This is a genomic window from Streptococcus parasanguinis (genome assembly GCF_023109675.1).
Lineage (GTDB): Bacteria > Bacillota > Bacilli > Lactobacillales > Streptococcaceae > Streptococcus > Streptococcus parasanguinis_I.
Map to the genome: position 1 here is coordinate 102,266 of NZ_JALDUR010000005.1, position 18,777 is coordinate 121,042.

Sequence of the window (18,777 nt, forward strand, 5' to 3'; positions counted from 1 at the left end):
AAAAAAGTTGGCTTTTAGCAAGTGATTTATCCAAATAAAAAGAGATTGAGAACGATTCTTTCTCAATCTCTACACTTCCTACTAAAAGTGTTGATTAATTCACTTCAAAATTCGGTTGATGAGCAAATAAATCCTTTGTCGCTTGGTAGACGTGGTAAGCGACATCTTCATTGTTCATGGTGTAAAGATGGACACCTGCCACATCTTGAGTAACCAAATCAACGATTTGATCGACTGCATAAGCCAAGCCAGCTGCGCGAAGAGACTTTGGATCATGCTCGTACTTGTCCAGAATGGCTTTAAACTTCCGTGGGATATGAACATTTTCACAAGTCTTAAGGAGACGAAGAGCCTGATTACGGTTGAGAATCGGCATCACTCCTGCATGAATAGGAACATCGATCCCAGCCAAGGTACACTTATCCTGAAAATCATAGAAACGCTCATTGTCAAAGAAAAGTTGAGTGACCAAGCTAGAGCACCCTGCATCTACCTTCTTTTTAAGATTTTGAATATCTGAAATTTGGTTTGGAGAATCTGGGTGTCCCTCAGGATAGCAAGCACCAATCACCTCAAAATGAGGAGCTTCTCTTTTAATAAATTCAATCAGATCCGTTGCATAACGAAAGTCTTTTAAAGGTTCCACACCAGGGATAATATCCCCACGCAGAGCCAAAATCCGATGAACCCCTACTTCATCTAACTCATGAAGAGTATCGGCCACTTTTTCCTTGCTCAAATAGACGGCTGGCAAGTGAGCAATCGTCGGAATAGACAATTCATTTTGAATGTAATTGGCTAAAGCAACCGTCGTCTCTTTGATATTGTATTTATTATTGCTAGCAGTCACACTAATAAAGTGAGGAGCTAGCTCCTGCATATTGGCCAAGGCACGTAAGAGCTTGGCATTGCCTACTTCAGGATTTGGAGGAAAAACTTCAAATGACAGAGACGGTGTGTGTTGTGACATATTCTATCCTTTTCTTTTGTTTCTTTGATCAAGAACTCTGAGCCACTATTTCTAGGATAAGGGATGAGTCGAAAACCCTCTACACGATGATAGAAGGTCCTCGAAACATTTCTTACAAGTGTTCACGCGCTTCTTTAGCGGCATTCACTAGTTTGATCAAGCTTTCTTTTGTTTCTTTAATTCCGCGAGTCTTCAAACCACAGTCAGGGTTGATCCAAACTTTGCCACTTGGTACTTTGGCCAAGATTGCTTCGATGGTGTGATCAATTTCACCGTCTTGTGGGACACGTGGTGAGTGGATATCGTAAACCCCAGGTCCAACTTCTGTTTGGAAGTTTTTCGCTTTCAACTCATCCAAGATTTCAAGGTTTGAACGGCTTGCCTCAAATGAGATAACGTCTGCATCCAAGTTGTCGATAGCAGGGATGATATCTGTAAATTCTGAGTAACACATGTGAGTGTGGATTTGTGTATCTGGCGCTACAGTTGAGTGTACCAAACGGAAGGCTGGAATCGCCCAGTCAAGGTAATCTTCGTACCAGTCGCTACGACGAAGTGGCAATTTCTCACGAAGAGCAGCCTCGTCGATTTGGATGATTTTCACGCCTGCAGCTTCAAGGTCAAGAACTTCATCCTTGATAGCAAGAGCGATTTGAAGAGTAGAATCCTTGATAGAGATATCTTCGCGTGGGAATGACCAGTTAAGAATGGTAACAGGTCCAGTCAACATCCCTTTAACAGGTTTATCCGTACGACTTTGTGCGTAGCTAGACCATTTGACAGTGATTGGGTTAAGACGAGTCACATCACCCCAGATGATTGGTGGTTTCACCCCACGCATACCGTATGATTGTACCCAACCGTTTTTAGAGAAGAGGTAACCAGACAAGTTTTGACCGAAGTACTCAACCATATCGTTCCGCTCGAATTCACCGTGTACAAGCACGTCAAATCCAACTTCTTCTTGCCATTTGATCCATTCGTCGATCGTTTCAGCAAGGAAGGCATCGTATTCTTCTTGTGTCAATTCACCCTTACGGAAGGCCAAACGTTTGGCACGTACTTCCTTAGTTTGAGGGAAGGATCCGATGGTAGTTGTTGGAAGTGCTGGAAGCTTGAAGGCTTCTTTTTGGATTTCTTCCCGTTCTGCGAAAGCTGGCAAACGAGTGTAGTCTGCTTCTGTCAAAGCTGCGATACGAGCATGAAGTTCAGCATTTGCTCCAACGCGTTCTGTTGCAAAGAGTTCTTTGTTGGCAGCAAGAGCTTCTGCCCCTTGACCATTGCGGATGGCATCCAAGTCACGCAATTCACCCAATTTTTCAACTGCAAAGGCGAAGTGGTTCAAAATAGCTGGTTCAAAATCTTCGTTAGCCGTTGTAAATGGCACATGAAGAAGGGAGCAAGAAGTCGTCAAGACAACCTTTTCAGCTGGAACTTGATCCAAGATTTCCAAGCTCTTTTCATAGTTGTTGCGCCAGATGTTTTTCCCATTGACAATACCTGCATAAAGGGTCTTATCAGCTGGGAAGCCACCTTTCACCAATTCAAGTGTTTTCTTGCCTTCAACAAAGTCAAGACCAATACCATCTACTGGCAAGTTTACAAGGTCATTGTAGACATCACGAACATCACCAAAGTAAGTTTGGATCAAGACTTCAAGACCTTTCTTGTCAGCCAAGAGTTTGTTGTAGAGGTTCAAGAAGAGAGCTTTTTCTTCAGCTGACAAATCTTTGACAAGAGCTGGCTCATCGAGTTGAATACGAGTCGCACCAAGCTCAGCCAATTTGGCAAAGACTTCTTGGTAAGCAGCAACCAAGCTGTCGACGAAGTCCTCATCTTTCACACCATCTTCAAAGTCAGATAATTGAAGGAAAGTGAATGGTCCAACGACTACTGGACGAGTGTTGATCCCCAATTCTTTAGCTTCTTGGTACTCATCAAAAATCTTGTGACCAGCCAATTTCACTTCTGTTGTTTTTTCAAATTTAGGAACGATGTAATGGTAGTTGGTGTTGAACCATTTTTTCATTGGAAGGGCACGCACATCCCCTTTTTCACCTTGGTAACCACGCGCCAAAGCGAAGTATTGTTCAAGGTCTGTCAAATCCAAGTTTTGAACAGATGCAGGCACGACGTTGAAAAGGAAGGCTGCATCAAGGAAATTGTCGTAGTGTGAGAAGTCATTTGAAGGAATCTCTGAGATGCCTTGTTCTTTAACAATGTTCCAGTGTTTAGCACGCAAGTCTTTAGCAGCTGCCAAGAGCTCGTCTGCTGAGATTTCTTTTCTAAAGTATTTTTCAGTTGTAAATTTTAATTCACGGAATTCACCCAAACGTGGGAAACCGATAATTGTAGTTGACATGTTGTGTCCTCCAAAAATTCTAATTGACACTATCATATCAGAAGATAGGCATCTTGTATAATTGCTTTTACACGAATTTTGATATAGCCAAAAACTATAACACAGATTTAATGGGCCTTGAGACCAGAGCTCAAAAGCAAAAACTAGGACTCCTTATAAATATTTCCTATAGCCCAAGCGTCCCTAAACCATTTTTGAGCAGATTTTGAGCGGATTCCGCTAGAAGGACGGCCTCTAAAAAGTAAAGCAGGCCTTCTCTATCGAGAAAGACCTGTGCAAGCATAAACAAACTGCTTCTGTTTACAAATCTAAGAAATTCTATAAAAATGTGTTCGTTAGAATGATTCTATCAACTACTGAAACTTTCCGCCGTGAGAAAAGTGCTAGAAACACTTTTGTTTCTAGCACTCGGGAGTTTTGAGAGTAAAACAGTTTGGGAAACTGTTTTAGCCTGAGCCCAGAAATTAAAGAGCGAAGGGGCTCAATACGAATTGAACACGGGCTGCGGATTGTGTCAAAAAGATAAGTTCTCCTAGAATCTAAAGATTCTTCGTCAAACTTCCTATTTTGCCTTTATCCGCAGTCGCCCTTTGTATCTTGATTTAGTCTTGGAACTTCTTCGAAGTTCGCTGACGTCCGTATTCACCTAAGGAAAGTTTTTTAGATGACTTCGTCCTCATTCTGACAGGCCTTCTCTACTGAGAAAGACCTGCTTCTACGAGGAAGGAATTTCCTCTATTTTTTTACTTGTATTAGGCTAATTTGACACAGAAGGCATCCCAAGGGGCTAACTTGCCTGATTCGAGGACTTGCTCCACCTTGGTATTGGCAATGAGAACCTCTTCAACTCCATTGACAAGCGGTAAGTCTTGCTCTTGACTTGAGAGATTGACAACGACGAGGTAGGCTTGCTCTCTTTCTACCCGCTTGTAAGCAAAAATCTTATCTGCCGCGTCCACCAATTCATAATCAGCCGTCACAAGCCAAGGATGCTCTTTTCTCAAGGCCACCAGAGCTTGGTAGGTATAGAAAATGGAGTCTGGATCTGCTAGAGCAGCCTCAACATTGATCTCTTTGTAGTTTGGGTTGACAGCAAGCCATGGTTGACCTGTCGTAAAGCCAGCTTCTGCTTCATCATTCCACTGCATCGGTGTCCGTGCATTGTCCCGACCAATATGGCGGATCTGATCCATGATCACTTCGAGTGGCACTCCTTTTTCTAAGGCTTCATGGGCATAGTTGATTGACTCGATATCTTCCACATCCTCGAGGGTCTTAAATGGATAATTGGTCATCCCAATTTCTTCCCCTTGATAGATATACGGAGTTCCCTTCATCAAGTGAAGCAGAATAGCTAAAGCCTTGGCAGATTTGACACGGTAGTCGCCATCATCCCCCCAAGTTGACACAATCCGTGGGAGATCGTGGTTGTTCCAAAAGAGGGAATTCCAGCCTTCGTCTTTTCCTAATTCCGTCTGCCACTTGGTGAAAATTTCTTTCAATTTTGGCACATCCAATTCCTTGGCGTAGTGCCATTTTGGTTGACCCGGTTGGTATTGAAGACCAATGTGTTCAAATTGGAAGACCATGGACAATTCTTGATTTTTTGGATTGGAATATTGCTTAGCAATCTCTGGAGTCGCTCCCCAAGTTTCTCCCACGGTGAGCAGATCCTTATCGCCAAAGGTAGCTTGATTCATTTCCTTCAAATAAGGATGGAGCATGGGACCATTGCTGATGATTTCCTGATCTGGGATCTTACCGATCATATCGATGACATCCATACGGAAGCCACCAATTCCCTTGTCAATCCAGAAATTCATCATGTCATAGATCTGATGACGAAGCTCCTCGTTTTCCCAGTTGAGGTCTGGTTGCTTCTTACTGAAGTTATGCAGGTAGTATTGGACTGATGCTTCATCAAATTCCCAAGCAGAGCCACTAAAAGCAGAAATGATGCCATTGGGCTCATCGCGCCAAATATAGAAATCCCGCTTTGGACTGTCTGGGTTTTCACGCGCCTCGATAAACCAAGCATGCTCATCAGAGGTATGGTTGACCACCAAATCCATGATGATTTTGATCTTGCGTTTATGGCCTTCTGCGATCAATTCTTCCATATCTTCCATGCTACCAAAGATGGAGGCAATATCCTCGTAATCCGAGATGTCATAGCCGTTATCGTCCATGGGACTCTTGTAGACTGGTGAGAGCCAGATCGCTGTAACCCCTAATTTTTCCAAGTAGTCTAGCTTGCTCGTGATCCCCTTGAGATCTCCGATGCCATCGCCATTACTATCCTTGAAACTCTTTGGATAAACTTGGTAAATTACGGCATTATGCCACCATTTTTGTTCCATTTTTTCTTCTCCTTTATGATTGTGAAATCACTTTCATCATACAAAAATAGGGGTAAAATTGCAAGAATTTACAAGTCTTCATTCTCTTCACTGGAATAAATCACTTCAAAGAGACGTTGACGCAAACCTTCCTCTAAAGGTGTAATGATCTTCATCAACTGTTTCCAATCCTTGGCTGTTGAACAAGCCGCAAATAATTCATTCTTCCTATCGTAGGCCAGGTTGGCAGATTTCAAGAGCTCAAACATCCGATCTTCTTTTGCAGTAGGACGCGATTGCAGCTCACCCATCGCAATTTCTTGACTTTGATTGTCTACTAAGATAGGGGCTGTCTTTAAGGTATGGAGGAAGAACCGGTGCTGTCTCTTTTCAGGAAGCAGCGTTAGATCACCTGTTAAATCCAGCCTAATCTTTCTTTCATCCCAATTGACAGTTAGGCGGGTTTCAACCCTGTTATCTCCTTCTCCTTCAACGAGTACGAAGGAACGATTGTCACCTGGGAAAAGATGCCAGTCCAGCATTTCTGGTAGCTCTACCCCTGTCTGCGGTTGTGCATCCATAGGGATGATGGCTCCTGCACGCGCAAAGACCGGAATATCCTGGCTAGCTCTAAAGACTGTAAGCTTGCCTTTTCCTTCGTACTTCCAATCATGGAAGAAATCATACCAAACTCCGTCTGGGAACCAAACACTCACAGAAGCACTATGAAAGACCGGATCCAGCGATTCGGTAATTGGGGCCACCATGAGTTCACTACCAAAGAAATATTGATTTTTAGCCTCATAAGCCTCTTCTTCGTTTGGGTAATGGTAATAGAGGGGCTGAACCAAAGGCAGTCCTTCTTCATGCGTCGCCACATTCATGGTGTAAAGATAAGGCAGTAAGCTGTGACGCAGGCGCAAATACTGCTTCATCCAGCGACAGGTCTCAGGCGAGTAAAACCACGGTTCCTTGCTGTTAAAGGCATTACAAGAACTATGGAGACGATTGATCGGACTAAAGACCCCAAACTGCAACCAGCGAAGAGCCAAGTCTTCATCATAGTAACCCCGCATATGGCCACCAATATCGTGACTCCACCACGTATAGCCGATATTTGAAGCTGTGCTGGTAAAATAGGGTTGAAAGGCTAGGGATTCCCAAGTCACAATGGTATCCCCTGAAAAACCGATCGGATACCGGTGGCTGCCAGGACCCCCATAACGCGATAAGATGAGACCAGCTTGGCCTTTTCGGCAATTGTCTAGATAATGATAGTGATTTAACAACCAAAGGGGATCCATCTTGCCATGACTTCCCTGTTGCCAATCAATCCACCAAAAGTCGACTCCTTGATTTTCCAAGGGATGGTGGACATCTTCGAAATAAGCTTCGCGAAAGGCTGGACTGTAAAAGTCAAAGCTAGCCGCTTCTTCTTTTTCCGCATCTAATCCCAAGCGTTTTGCGACCTTGGGGTAAGCATCTTCGAAGGCGCGAATGCCATCTGCTGGATGGACATTTAAGGTCACCTTTAAACCACGCTCATGCAGACCATGTAAGAAGGCAGCTGGATCAGGAATCAAGTCCCGGTTCCAACTATAGCCCGTCCAACCACTTCCAAAGCGAGCAGGAATTGCTGTCTTGTGCCAGTCCATATCGATCACACTGACAGCCAAAGGCACCCCTTCAGCTTTGAAACGATCCATTAAATCTGTGTACTCCTGACTGGTATAAGGCCAATACCGACTCCACCAGTTTCCCAGAGCATAACGTGGCAAGAGGGGTGGTTGTCCCGTCAGATGGTAAAAATCTTTCAAGGCCCCTAGATAATCGCGCCCATAACCGAAGAAATACAGATCCACTTCTGAACATGACCGTGCTCTAAATCCGCTTTCGACATCATACAAGTAGGAACTGGAATCGTCCAAAAGAGCATAACCGGCCTTGCTCAAGATCCCATCTTCCAACTCCATAGCTCCATCGACCTCGTCAAGCGTCCGACTGGTACCTTTCAAGGTCTCAGGCTGATCTCCATAGTGCCACCGGCTACCATAGACTGCATACTGACCCTTGAGCTCAATAAAAAGCCGATCCGGTGTAAAAGGTCCCTTTTCAAAATGAAGGTGGAGATGCTCCGTATGCAGATCGAGGACCTCTTCTGTCTCTACGACCTCATAAGCAACAGGTCCAAAATCACGATTTTGCACAACTTGCGTCTGACCATCTTCAAAAACACCATCCTCTGAGTATTCTAAGCGAACCAAAGATTCCGTTAATACGGAGATTCGGTAGTTATCTCCCTGTATCACTGATCCTGCCATTTGTCTTTCCTCCTCTTTTTATAGGGCATCTGACTGCCCGCTTTTTATCTGCTCCGCTTCACTAGGTAAGCGCTTACGATTTTACTATAGCACTCAAAAAAAGGCCTGTCAACACTTGACAGAGTCTTTCCTAAAATTTTATAAGATCAACTTCCCCAATTGATCAAGAGATACATAAGACTCGAGCCAAACATATCTCCCAAGGCATGCATGAGGAAAAATGGCAAGAGATTCTTGACGACCTTCTTGTACATGAAGTAATAAAAGAGTCCATAAATGACGCCAATCACAAGGGCCCAGAGAAGCCCCTGATAGGTGTGGAAAGAAAAACGGATCAGAGTTGAAAAGGCCAGCGCCTTCCATTTGTTCTTCTCACTTACCGAAGTCATTAAGCCCAAAAAGAAAAATTCTTCATAAAATCCATTGAGCAAACCATAAGCAATTGCCATGGGACTCAAAGCCATGAACTTATGGAGGATCTGCATAGGATCGATAAAAGGCCAAAGACTCGGACTTAGGTAATTGTATTCACCCGAAACCGTTGAGATCACATCTCCAAAAAGTCCCATCGCTGCAAAGAGCAGGGGCACCCAGATCAAGGTGGACCACTTGAAGCGGATCGGCAATTGTTTAAAATCAAAGCGACGGAGCAGCAAGTAAAGAAGGGCTAGAGCCAGCAAGATCAATTGCAGGGTCATATTGCTGGAATAAGCAGCTCCTTCACTTGCAGTACTGCTACTGCTTGTGGCTACTGCAGTCTGCGCAACTGGCTGAAAACTGGCTAAAAACAGCTGGGTCGAGCGGACAATGAATTGCCCAAAGAGAATGACCGTCACAATGCCAATATCAAACCATTTGAGCTCTTTTAAGGGCTGTTTGGGTCGTATTCTGTTAAAAAATGTCATCTTTCATCCTTCTATTCCCACAATGGAAGTATTTTTGTTTCTCTTACTTTAGCAATCAATGCTTAAAGAAGAGTTAACCTAGAGAAGAAAAAAACGACCTTTGGGCCGTTTCCATTACACTATTAGTCTAACAAATCTTGGATTCTATCTAAATATTGGTTGTCTGTCACTGCCATCACGCGCACCCCTTCAGGCCAGATAAAGTCGGGACCAATCTGAATATGAAGCGGTTGGTCTTCCGCATCTCGATAGCCGATAATATTGAGATGGTACTCCTCTCTGACAGCCAAGTCCTGAAGGCTTTTTCCTACCCAGCTAGCTGGAACCGTAAACTCAGCCACCACCACTGCTTCATCCAACTGGAAGACTTCAATCCCGTGTTGGAAGAGGATCATCTTAGCGAGGGACATCCCCGCTTCTACCTCTGGTAGGATGACCAAATCAGCTCCAATCTTCTCAAGGACTTCCTTGGTCACTTCATTCTTGACCTTGGCAATGACGTGCTCGACGCCAAGTGCCTTACAGTGCATGACCGCCAGGACACTTGATTCCAAGTTTTCTCCCGTCGCAATGACGACTGTGTCACAGTTCCCAATATCTGCCGCATCCAAGAGGTCCATTTCCGTAATGTCTCCAACAATCCCAGTTGTAATCATAGATTCATACTGGTTGATCACATCTTCATGATCGTCAATTGCAATGATATCCACATCCTGGTCCTGCAGGGTTTTTAAGACACTCTGTCCAAAAATCCCTAAGCCCAGAATTCCAATGGTTCGATTTGCCATAAGTCTCTCCTATCCGATAATGATGTCTGCCTTGGCATACTGCAAGGCGTCTGCCTTCTTGGCTTTGTAATTGTTCAAGCTGACCATGAGGGTCAGGGGACCTATCCGACCGATAAACATGAGGACCATGATGATGCCAAGTCCCGCTCCATTTAAGGTTGAGGTCACATTAGCCGTCACACCTACTGTCGCTAGAGCCGACACCACCTCAAAGACCAGATACAGAAATCGTTGGCCATCCGGAGTCACGAGACAAAGGCCAAAGAGACCAAGAAGAAAGGTCAACTGGAAGATTACCGCTGTCCCCAAAGAGCGTTGCACCAAGTCTGGTGCGATGGTACGCTTACCCAAATTGGTATGTGGTAATCCAAGTAATTCCTTGCGAGCCAAAAGAACTAAGACCAGGAATGTCGTAATTTTCATGCCCCCTGCTGTCCCACCAGGTGCGCCACCTAGAAACATCTGCAAGAGATAGATAAAAAGTGTCACTGGCCGAACTGCTGTATAATCTAAGGAGGCAAAACCGGCCGTCCGCATGCTGACAGTTTGGAAAAAGCTGACCAAGACCTTCTCTCCCAATGGCAGGGACCCAATGGTTGCCGGATTATTAAACTCGGTCAAGAGGCTGGTTACTGTCCCAAAGAGGAGAATCGCAGCTGTTAACCAGAGAACCACCTTGGTGTGAAAGCGAAGAGTCCGTCGTCCGGATTGGTTACGGGCCTTGGTGACCAGGTCAAACCAAACCATAAAGCCCAAACCCCCTGTAATAATAAGGGCAGACAAGGTCAGATTGACCAACCAATCGGTCTGGAAGCTCATCATACTATCGCCTCCAAAATTATCAAAGCCCGCATTACAAAAGGCCGAGACCGCAACAAAGATGGAGTTAAAGATCCCATGCCCCCAGCCAAAGCGAGGGATAAAGCGGGTCATGAGGAGCAGGGCCCCCAGCCCTTCGATGGTAAAGGTGGTAATAAAGATGGAGCGGACAAAACGGGCCAAGCTCTGGTTATTGCTAAAACTAAAACTGTCCCGAATGGTCTGCCGGTCCTTGTAACTAAGTTTTTGGCGACCTTCCATAAAGAAGAGCCCAATAAAGGTCAAGATCCCTAGGCCTCCGATCTGGATCAAGAGCATACAGATCAATTGCCCCAAACCATTATAGGTCGAAGCCACCGACTGGGTAAAGAGCCCCGTCACACAGACCATGGAGACCGCTGTAAAGAGGTGGTCGATATAGCCTGCTTTCGAGCTCGCTTGCTGGACAAAAGGCAGACTCAATAAGAGCGAGCCCACCAGGATAAGCAAGGCAAAGCTGAGAAAGATTCGCCTTGCCGGAGACAGACGAGTCAGCTTGGCCCGCCATTGTTTAAAAAATAATTTGACTAACATAGCTTCATTGTATCATAAAAAGTGAAAAGACCTACAAGTGATGAACCATCTCTAGGCACAATTCTAGGGCCTTCTCAAAAGCTTCAGCACCCCAGTCACGCTGGTCATAATTTTCCAGGTCTGCAAGAGAATCTGCGGTAAATAGGAGCAAGCCCCAAACTACATCACGAAGCTGGGCGACTGCTGCAAGTGAGGCACACTCCATCTCCACAACACGACACCCTTCTTCAATGCGATAGGCCACCTTGTCAGGTGTTTCTCTATAAAAACCGTCCGTCGACCAGGTCATGACCTCTTGATAAGGAATTTCTTTTCCTTTCAAGACAGTTTCAATGGCGGTCAGTGCACGACTGTCCACTTCGATATAACGAGAAGGCGCTACATAATGGTAACTAGCTCCCTCATCTCGCAAGGCCTTGGTCGGGATCAAGAAGGCATTTTCTTCCATGTCCACCAAGACGCCACAGCTTCCTGAGGAAATGATTTTCCTCACCCCATAGCCAATCAACCAATCCATGAATTGGGCAGCAGGTGCAGATCCAACTGGCGCTTGTGCCAAGCAGACTTTCTCCCCTTGGTGCTCCAGAACATAGACTGGATAAGCCTTGGTAGCTGAGACAAAGGTAGCCACTTGCTCAGCTCCAACAGTTTTGGCAAAGCGATCAATCTCATCCTCCAAGAAAGCATACACACATTTTTCAGGTAGGTGCAGATCAAGTCCCTCATGGGTCGGCATAATGACTGCCTGCGGATTGTCGTCAAACTCTAAAATAGGAATTTCATGTTTATGGATCATCCCTTCTCCTTTTTAACGGGTATTTCTTTAATGACACGGGCTGGGTTTCCTGCAAGGACTACATTGTTTCCAAAAGACTTGGTCACGACTGCCCCAGCGCCAGCGACCACATTATCACCCAGCGTGACACCAGGAAGGATGGTGACGCCTCCTCCTGCCCAGAAATTGTCCCCAATCGTAATCGGAGCCCCATACTCCAGACCAGAATTGCGTTCATCTGGATCCAGTGGGTGCAAGGGGGTCAAAAATTGGCAATTAGGACCAATCATGGCATTCTTTCCAATCGTAATGGGACATATATCCAACATAGTCAAATTGTAATTGGCATAGAAATGCTCTCCCAGATGGATGTTGATCCCATAATCCACAAGAACCTGACGGTTGAGATAGAGGTTTTCACCGGTAGAGCCAAACCACTTTTTGATGATGGTGGCCCCTTTTTTAGGGTCTACTTCTTGGTTAAAGGCTTCTTGTTTCTCCCGAGAAGCTTTTGCCAAAGCCCGTAATTCAGGGTCCGCAGGTCTATAATAGTCACCTGCAATCATTTTTTCATATTCACTGGCCATAAGGAAACCTCCACGTTATTTTGACATATTATAGCAGAATTCCCCCTTTAAAACAAACGTCAGTAATAAGGTTTTCTAAGAAAAAGATCATAAATACTTAAACACGCTTAAGAAAACTTGCACTTGCTTATAAAATGATGTACAATAAAGACAAGAACAGCAATAAGGAGCGAATTCATGTACCAGGAACAACGGCTCGAAAAAATCCTAGAACTTTTAGAAGAGCGAAAACAGCTATCCGCTAAAGAAATGGTCGATTATTTCAAGGTCTCAAAAGATACTATCCGCAGAGACTTTGCCCTTCTGAGCCAACGCCAGCTAGTCCGTAGGACCCATGGTGGACTTCTCCCCTTAAACAAAGAACCCGGACCTTCTTACCTAGACCGTAGCCAGAGAGCCAACAAGGAAAAGACTGCCATGGCTCAAAAGGCCCTGCAATTGATCCAAGATGGACAAGTGATCTTTCTCGACGTTTCCACCTCGATGACCCTGCTTGCTGGCATGCTGAATAAGGAAGTCACGGTCTATTCGCATTCCCTTGACAATGCCATCCAGCTCAGTAGCCATTCCCAGGTTGACGTTCATCTCTTAGGCGGGAAATTCTACCCTAAAAACCGCTTCTACTATGACGCGAATCAAGCACACATGCTGGACAATCTTCGCTTTGATCTTGCTTTTTTTGGAGCGAGTAGCTTAGCCAATGGCGAAGTCACCTTTGAGGATGCTGAAGACGTTGCAGTCAAGTCTCTCGTTTTTGAACGGACTCGTACCAAGGTGCTGGTGGCAGAAAGTGCCAAGTTCCACCAACATGCTAACTACTATCTCGCTCGTCTCCAGCAATTTGACTATTGGATTACTGATCAAAAACCAAGCCCTGACATCCTTAAACAAATCGGCAGTGAAACCACTATTCTCTATTAGGAGGTCCTCATTATGTCTCATATTCGTCTCATCATCAGCGATATCGATGGCACCATCTTAAATGACCACCATCAGATCGATCCACAGTTGACAGCATTGATCCCGGATTTAAAACGCGAAACCATTCCTTTCGTACTGGCCTCTGCTCGCTCTCCAAAAGGGATGGCTCCCATCGCCAGAGAACTCGGTATAGAAGACTGCCCCATGGCTTGCTACAATGGTGCCTTGATCCAAAAGGGAGAGCAGGTGCTTTTCGAGCATCCTTTGGACAAGACGGAAGCCCGGAACTTTATCGACTGGGCCAACCAACACTTTCCTCAGGTTTCGATCAACCTCTATAGTGGAAAAGACTGGATAACCGACCGCCTTGACCAATGGAGTCAAGAGGAGGCCCGGATTACAGGAGAAAAACCTCTCATTCTTCCCCTATTGGATCCTTTGCTGGATCCGACAAAGCCCCTCCACAAATTGCTCTTAATCGGAGAGCCAGAAGAGATCCAAGCTCTCTATCGTGCAATTCCCGCCGACGACTTTCCTTCTACCGCCTTTTATCTCTCCAAAGCCAACTACCTAGAAGTTACTGCTAAGCACGTCTCTAAAGAGGATGCTCTGGTTGAGCTCGCTAATCACTACCACTTGAGCTTAGAAGAAGTCCTCACCATGGGAGACAACTTCAACGACCTCCCTATGCTCAAAAAAGCAGGCATCGGAGTCGCTATGGGCAATGCTCCACAAGAAGTGAAAGAGGGAGCGACCGTCGTGACAAAGACCAACAATGAAAACGGGGCTGGACAAGCGGTTGAAACCTATGTGTTGATTTAGAAACATAAATAAAGTGACTAGCTAGTATTTTTTACGGATAAAAAATATAGTAGAAATGCCGATAAAATAAGGATTCCTGCAAATTTGTAGAAATCCTATTTCTTTTTATATAGTTTGTATATTAAACCTATTTTATGCATATTTCTCCCGTTTGGTTTTTTATCAATAACTAGGGATATAAAAACCAACAAAACCCTTGATTATTATACCGTTGACAAGTTTTTCAAAAACCTGTATGATAGAAAAAAGTTTATTAAAAAGGGGACGTATTTTGAAAAAATATACTATTTCACGTAAACAAACTTTAACTTTAGCTTCCGTTGTTTTAGGAACAGTCTTCACAGGAACGACTATTGCTTCTGCTGACGACGTTGCACCTAGCACAAGTCAAGCTGCTCCTGCAGCTCCTACAACAGCAAAATCACCTATCACCACTGCAACAGAAGAAATCAACGCCAAAGCCAATACACCAGTTGTTCCTGCTGATAAAGCAAAAACTGGAGATATTATCGCTGTGGACGTTAAAAAAACTGGCCCAGCTGCTAAAACAGACGGTGCAGATACAACCACTACCTCAACAGCAACCATCAAAACGACTAGCTTAGCCGATCAAGACACACCTGTTGGCACTTCAAAACCAGTCTCTTCTACCAAGACAGCTACATCAACCAAAGAAACAGCTGACTACACTGAGACAACAACTGAAACCGTCAACAAAACAACTGTAGTCGAAGTGACAAAAGAAGCAGATGTCGTCAATAAAAAAGAAGTTCAAGCAACATCAGACATCGTCTTTGTCATCGACAAATCAACTTCAATGGATTCTCACATCAGGGATACGATGAAGAATGTCGAGACCTTCGTTCGCAATCTATCGGCAAAAAATATTCAAGCTCGTTTAGGATTGGTTGAATACGAAAGAGCTAGTGAAGTTAAATACCATGATTTCAATGGATCTAAGTTCACAAGTGATCCAGAAAGTTTCATTTCTGCTTTGAAAACCATCAAAACTAAAGGCTACTATGAAAATGCTACTGTTCCATTGCATCATATTGCTACTTCAGGGGACTACAACTGGGGGGCTGGGGCAAACAACCATCGCTTTGCTTTCTTGATTACAGACGAGGACATTGATCTTACAAAGGATACACCAACCAAAGAAGCGACACTGAAGGCCCTTCAAGATGCTGGCATCTCTTTGACAGTGGTTGGTGAAACAGCTGAGAAAAAAGACTTTGATCCATTGGTCAATGGAACAAATGGTCTCTACTTAGATATCGACAAAAACTTTGCTGACTTGTTGAACGTTCAATTTGCCAACAAAGTCGTTGAAACTGTCCAAAAAGGTCGTGTCTTCAAAGTCCAAACAGACAAGTATGAGTTGATCTCAAAAACTCACCGCGTGGCGAAAGCAAAACCACAAACGCCTAGCATCCAAACACCTGCAACACCGACTCCTACTCCTCAGAAACCGGCTGTTGTCACTCCTGCGAAACCGACCGTTTTCACACCGGCTAAAGATGAGCCTGTCAAAACAGCAGTTTATATCGCACCAGCTGCTCTTCCTCAAAAAGAAGCAAGCCTTCCAAATACAGGAAGCAAGACCTCAATTGCTTTGACGACTCTAGGTCTTGGTCTTCTTAGCATGGGTGCTGCCTTTGGCCTCTCTCGTAAAACAAAGAAAGACTAACATGAAAAGCCTAATCCGTTGATTGGGCTTTTTATCACTCAAAATTTCCCCTTTGCTATTTTCATTAGAAAGCGGAAATCTTCAACTTCTACCAAGAGATTCTTGTCCCCCGCTATGATATAATGGGGACAGTACAAGGGAGGAAACCAATGTTACAAGAACTAGCCTTTACAGGCCAATGGAGACACTATCAAAAACGCGTTCTCGATAAGAGTGACGCTTTTATGGCGGATGGCCATCTACATTTGGTAGCAGCTCCTGGCTCGGGAAAAACAACCCTGGGAATCGAATTTATCAGACGCTTCGGCCAGCCAACCCTGATCTTGGCTCCAACGGTCACCATTCGTCAACAATGGGTGGATCGGATTATCCAGGCATTCTTGAGTGATGAAAGTCAAGCGGAACAACTGATTTCACAAGACTTAAAACATCCTAAGCTGATTACAGTAGCTACCTATCAGGCCCTACACAGCGCCATGAACCAAGTCGTCGGTCAATCGCAAGCTGAGGATACCGATGACCAGGCAGAGATTGAAACATTTGATTTCAAAGGCTTTGATATCTTCACTACTTTCAAAGCCATCTCACTCGGAACCCTTTGTTTAGATGAGTGTCACCACTTACGCAATGAATGGTGGAAGAGTTTGGAAGCCTTTCGTCAAGCCTTCCCTGACTTAAAGATGATCTCCCTTACCGCCACCCCTCCCTATGAAGGGGATCCTGCCCTTTGGGATCGCTATATCCGCATGTGTGGTGAGATTGATGAGGAAATTACGGTTCCCGAATTGGTCAAGGAAGACACCCTTTGTCCTCACCAAGACTATGTCTACTTTGCCTTTCCAACCAAGGAAGAGCAAGAGCAGTTGGATGCTTTTAGCCAACAAAAGAATGCTCTCTTGCAACAACTGACTTCCGATCCCCTCTTTTGCCAACACCTCCAAACCTGCCAGGCCTTATCGGGTCAGATCAGCGATGATGAATTGCTCAATGAGCCCCAGTATCTCTCTGCTACCCTGATCTTTCTTCGAAGCAAGGGAATTGCCTTTCCCCAACGTTTCCAAGACCTTTTAGGAGCCAAGAAATTACCTGCTTTCACCCTGGACTGGCTTGAAATTCTCCTGCAAGGCCTGCTCTTTCAGGTGCCTCACTGGTACAATCTACCTGAGGAATACGAGAAGCAACTGCTTCATGAATTAAAAGCAGCCAGCTTGATCGATCGAAAACAAGTCAAACTGGTCCGCAACAAAAAACAAGACCTTCTGCTCAACCAATCCCTCAGAAAACTCAATGCGGTTCGAGAAATTTTCAAGGCGGAATACCAGGCGCTTGGAAGTCAACTGCGCCAACTGGTCCTAACAGACTATATCCGCCAAGATTTTGAAGTTCATCTCGGGGATAAAGATGCCCAATTCACTCAATTGGGAGTTCTCTCCTATTTTGAATCTATTCGCAGAGAAAGCATAGAGCTAACTACTCCTCCTGCCATTGCTGTCTTGACCGGTAGCATCGTCATCATCCCGACAGTTGCTAAGCCAAGACTAGAAGAGCTACTTGGAGGGAATCGACTGACTTACCAAAACGTCGGCCAATTATCTCCAGATGACTTTCTCAAGGTTCGCTTGGTTGGTTCTCAACATGATTTGGTGACAGCCGTGACCCAGCTCTTTCAAGAAGGGCTCATCCAAGTCGTCATTGGAACCAAGTCACTTCTAGGAGAAGGCTGGGATGCTCCTTGCGTCAATTCCCTGATCCTAGCGAGCTTTGTCGGCAGTTTTATGCTCAGCAACCAAATGCGAGGTCGTGCCATCCGAGTGTGGCCTGAGGATCCAGAAAAGACTAGCAACATCTGGCACCTGGTCTCCATCAATCTTTCCCTAAAGAAATGGTATGAAAAGTCCGATCTTGAAAAGGAAGAGATCGAGGCCATCACTGATCAGTTGAAAGAATACAGTCCTGATCTGGAGCTCTTAGAAAGACGGATGAAACAATTTTTAGGCCTCCATTACAAGGAGCCCTTCATCGAATCTGGCATCGAACGTCTAGCCTTTGACAATATCCGCTATACTAAAAAACAGTTGCAAAAACTCAATGAAGAGACCTTAGAGCGCTCTACCCATCGTCAAGAACTCCGAGACGGCTGGAAATCAGCCCTGCCGATTCTGGAGAATATGGAGATTGCTAACGAGGTACAAGTGGATAAACACTTCCTGCCCCTGGCCCTATTTTTTGACGCCAGAAAGCTAGCTCGTTGGCTGACGGCCGCAGCTTTGACCGATTCTGTCGCCAACCTTTTTTACTATTCACATAGAGGCGGAGGGAATAAAGGGTCTCTAATTCTTCTATTCGTTTTAGCTGTTCTCGCTCTCCTTGCTTGGCTGCGCTACTATCTCTATAATAGCCCTTATAAACGGTTAGAAGTCTTCGGCCAGGCTATTCACCAAGCCCTACTCCTTTCTAGCCAGATCCAGACCCAAGAAACCCGCATCCAAGTCGTACGAGACAGAAAGGATGCCATCAACACGCTGATCTATTTGAAGGGCGGAACCATGCGGGAGAAGGAACTCTTCTCGCAAACCATGATCGAATTCTTCGCACCGATTGAAAATCAGCGCTATATCCTGAAAGCACAGGAAAAGGTATCCGATCAAACAGAATATTTCGCTGTACCAAGCCTCTTTGACAAACGGAAAGAGGATGCCCAAGCCTTTGTGGAGCAAATCCGAAAGAGCCTAGGTAAGTATGACCTCGTCTATACCCGAAGTGCCGAAGGTCGCGCTATTCTCCTTGATGCGCGCATTAAGGCCTTAGCTAATAAACAAGAGCGCACCTTCACCAAGAAACAAGTGATGTCGAATTTGAAATAAAAGTTGTAAAAAACCATATTCCCATTGAAATGGAATATGGT

Annotated in this window: 13 protein-coding genes; 4 read left to right on the forward strand and 9 right to left on the reverse strand. The window is 44.9% G+C overall.

What is annotated here, in order from left to right:
- Window positions 1-94: 94 nt before the first annotated feature.
- The 9 genes from metF to M1G14_RS05605 all read right to left on the reverse strand — a co-directional run bounded on the left by metF (window position 95) and on the right by M1G14_RS05605 (window position 12,439).
- Window positions 95-970, reverse strand: coding sequence for a methylenetetrahydrofolate reductase [NAD(P)H] (gene metF, locus M1G14_RS05565; RefSeq protein ID WP_021153811.1), 876 nt, complete (start codon window positions 968-970; stop codon window positions 95-97).
- A gap of 112 nt (window positions 971-1,082) precedes the next feature.
- The gene (gene metE / locus M1G14_RS05570; protein WP_021153812.1) at window positions 1,083-3,332 is read right to left on the reverse strand and encodes a 5-methyltetrahydropteroyltriglutamate--homocysteine S-methyltransferase; all 2,250 of its coding nucleotides are present in this window, start codon (window positions 3,330-3,332) and stop codon (window positions 1,083-1,085) included.
- 752 nt (window positions 3,333-4,084) lie between these two features.
- Window positions 4,085-5,692, reverse strand: a complete 1,608-nt coding sequence (locus tag M1G14_RS05575) for an alpha-glucosidase (RefSeq protein ID WP_247926378.1) — start codon at window positions 5,690-5,692, stop codon at window positions 4,085-4,087.
- 68 nt (window positions 5,693-5,760) lie between these two features.
- Window positions 5,761-7,992 carry a glycoside hydrolase family 31 protein gene (locus M1G14_RS05580; RefSeq protein WP_024055057.1) on the reverse strand — a complete coding sequence of 744 codons (2,232 nt, stop codon included), beginning with the start codon at window positions 7,990-7,992 and terminating at the stop codon, window positions 5,761-5,763.
- A gap of 146 nt (window positions 7,993-8,138) precedes the next feature.
- A complete protein-coding gene (locus M1G14_RS05585) occupies window positions 8,139-8,897 on the reverse strand; it encodes a CPBP family intramembrane glutamic endopeptidase (protein WP_024055058.1) in 759 nt (252 codons plus the stop codon).
- A gap of 122 nt (window positions 8,898-9,019) precedes the next feature.
- Window positions 9,020-9,685 carry a potassium channel family protein gene (locus tag M1G14_RS05590; RefSeq protein ID WP_003008667.1) on the reverse strand — a complete coding sequence of 222 codons (666 nt, stop codon included), beginning with the start codon at window positions 9,683-9,685 and terminating at the stop codon, window positions 9,020-9,022.
- A 9-nt stretch (window positions 9,686-9,694) separates the two neighbouring features.
- Window positions 9,695-11,077 carry a TrkH family potassium uptake protein gene (locus M1G14_RS05595; RefSeq protein ID WP_024055059.1) on the reverse strand — a complete coding sequence of 461 codons (1,383 nt, stop codon included), beginning with the start codon at window positions 11,075-11,077 and terminating at the stop codon, window positions 9,695-9,697.
- Window positions 11,078-11,108: 31 nt separating this feature from the next.
- On the reverse strand, window positions 11,109-11,873 hold the full coding sequence (locus M1G14_RS05600; RefSeq protein WP_247926379.1) for a nucleoside phosphorylase: 765 nt from the start codon (window positions 11,871-11,873) through the stop codon (window positions 11,109-11,111).
- Complete coding sequence (locus M1G14_RS05605) at window positions 11,870-12,439, reverse strand: sugar O-acetyltransferase (protein WP_061590672.1); 570 nt, start codon at window positions 12,437-12,439, stop codon at window positions 11,870-11,872. The genes M1G14_RS05600 and M1G14_RS05605 overlap by 4 nt, the downstream gene beginning before the upstream one ends.
- A 177-nt stretch (window positions 12,440-12,616) precedes the next feature.
- On the opposite strand from M1G14_RS05605, the gene M1G14_RS05610 reads away from it, so the two are divergent.
- The 4 genes from M1G14_RS05610 (at window position 12,617) to M1G14_RS05625 (ending at window position 18,736) form a co-directional block, all read left to right on the forward strand.
- A complete protein-coding gene (locus tag M1G14_RS05610; protein ID WP_061590671.1) occupies window positions 12,617-13,360 on the forward strand; it encodes a DeoR/GlpR family DNA-binding transcription regulator in 744 nt (247 codons plus the stop codon).
- Window positions 13,361-13,372: 12 nt separating this feature from the next.
- Window positions 13,373-14,182, forward strand: coding sequence for a Cof-type HAD-IIB family hydrolase (locus M1G14_RS05615; RefSeq protein ID WP_247926380.1), 810 nt, complete (start codon window positions 13,373-13,375; stop codon window positions 14,180-14,182).
- Window positions 14,183-14,453: 271 nt separating this feature from the next.
- The gene (locus tag M1G14_RS05620) at window positions 14,454-15,872 is read left to right on the forward strand and encodes a VWA domain-containing protein (protein WP_247926381.1); all 1,419 of its coding nucleotides are present in this window, start codon (window positions 14,454-14,456) and stop codon (window positions 15,870-15,872) included.
- A 149-nt stretch (window positions 15,873-16,021) separates the two neighbouring features.
- Window positions 16,022-18,736: a DEAD/DEAH box helicase family protein gene (locus M1G14_RS05625; RefSeq protein WP_247926382.1), complete on the forward strand. Its 2,715-nt coding sequence runs from the start codon at window positions 16,022-16,024 to the stop codon at window positions 18,734-18,736.
- Window positions 18,737-18,777 lie beyond the last annotated feature (41 nt).

Bases quoted from the DNA above. Each gene is read 5' to 3' on its own strand.
- metF (WP_021153811.1), bottom strand. From the start codon at position 970: ATGTCACAACACACACCGTCTCTGTCATTTGAAGTTTTTCCTCCAAAT.
- metE (WP_021153812.1), bottom strand. From the start codon at position 3,332: ATGTCAACTACAATTATCGGTTTCCCACGTTTGGGTGAATTCCGTGAA.
- M1G14_RS05575 (WP_247926378.1), bottom strand. From the start codon at position 5,692: ATGGAACAAAAATGGTGGCATAATGCCGTAATTTACCAAGTTTATCCA.
- M1G14_RS05580 (WP_024055057.1), bottom strand. From the start codon at position 7,992: ATGGCAGGATCAGTGATACAGGGAGATAACTACCGAATCTCCGTATTA.
- M1G14_RS05585 (WP_024055058.1), bottom strand. From the start codon at position 8,897: ATGACATTTTTTAACAGAATACGACCCAAACAGCCCTTAAAAGAGCTC.
- M1G14_RS05590 (WP_003008667.1), bottom strand. From the start codon at position 9,685: ATGGCAAATCGAACCATTGGAATTCTGGGCTTAGGGATTTTTGGACAG.
- M1G14_RS05595 (WP_024055059.1), bottom strand. From the start codon at position 11,077: ATGTTAGTCAAATTATTTTTTAAACAATGGCGGGCCAAGCTGACTCGT.
- M1G14_RS05600 (WP_247926379.1), bottom strand. From the start codon at position 11,873: ATGATCCATAAACATGAAATTCCTATTTTAGAGTTTGACGACAATCCG.
- M1G14_RS05605 (WP_061590672.1), bottom strand. From the start codon at position 12,439: ATGGCCAGTGAATATGAAAAAATGATTGCAGGTGACTATTATAGACCT.
- M1G14_RS05610 (WP_061590671.1), top strand. From the start codon at position 12,617: ATGTACCAGGAACAACGGCTCGAAAAAATCCTAGAACTTTTAGAAGAG.
- M1G14_RS05615 (WP_247926380.1), top strand. From the start codon at position 13,373: ATGTCTCATATTCGTCTCATCATCAGCGATATCGATGGCACCATCTTA.
- M1G14_RS05625 (WP_247926382.1), top strand. From the start codon at position 16,022: ATGTTACAAGAACTAGCCTTTACAGGCCAATGGAGACACTATCAAAAA.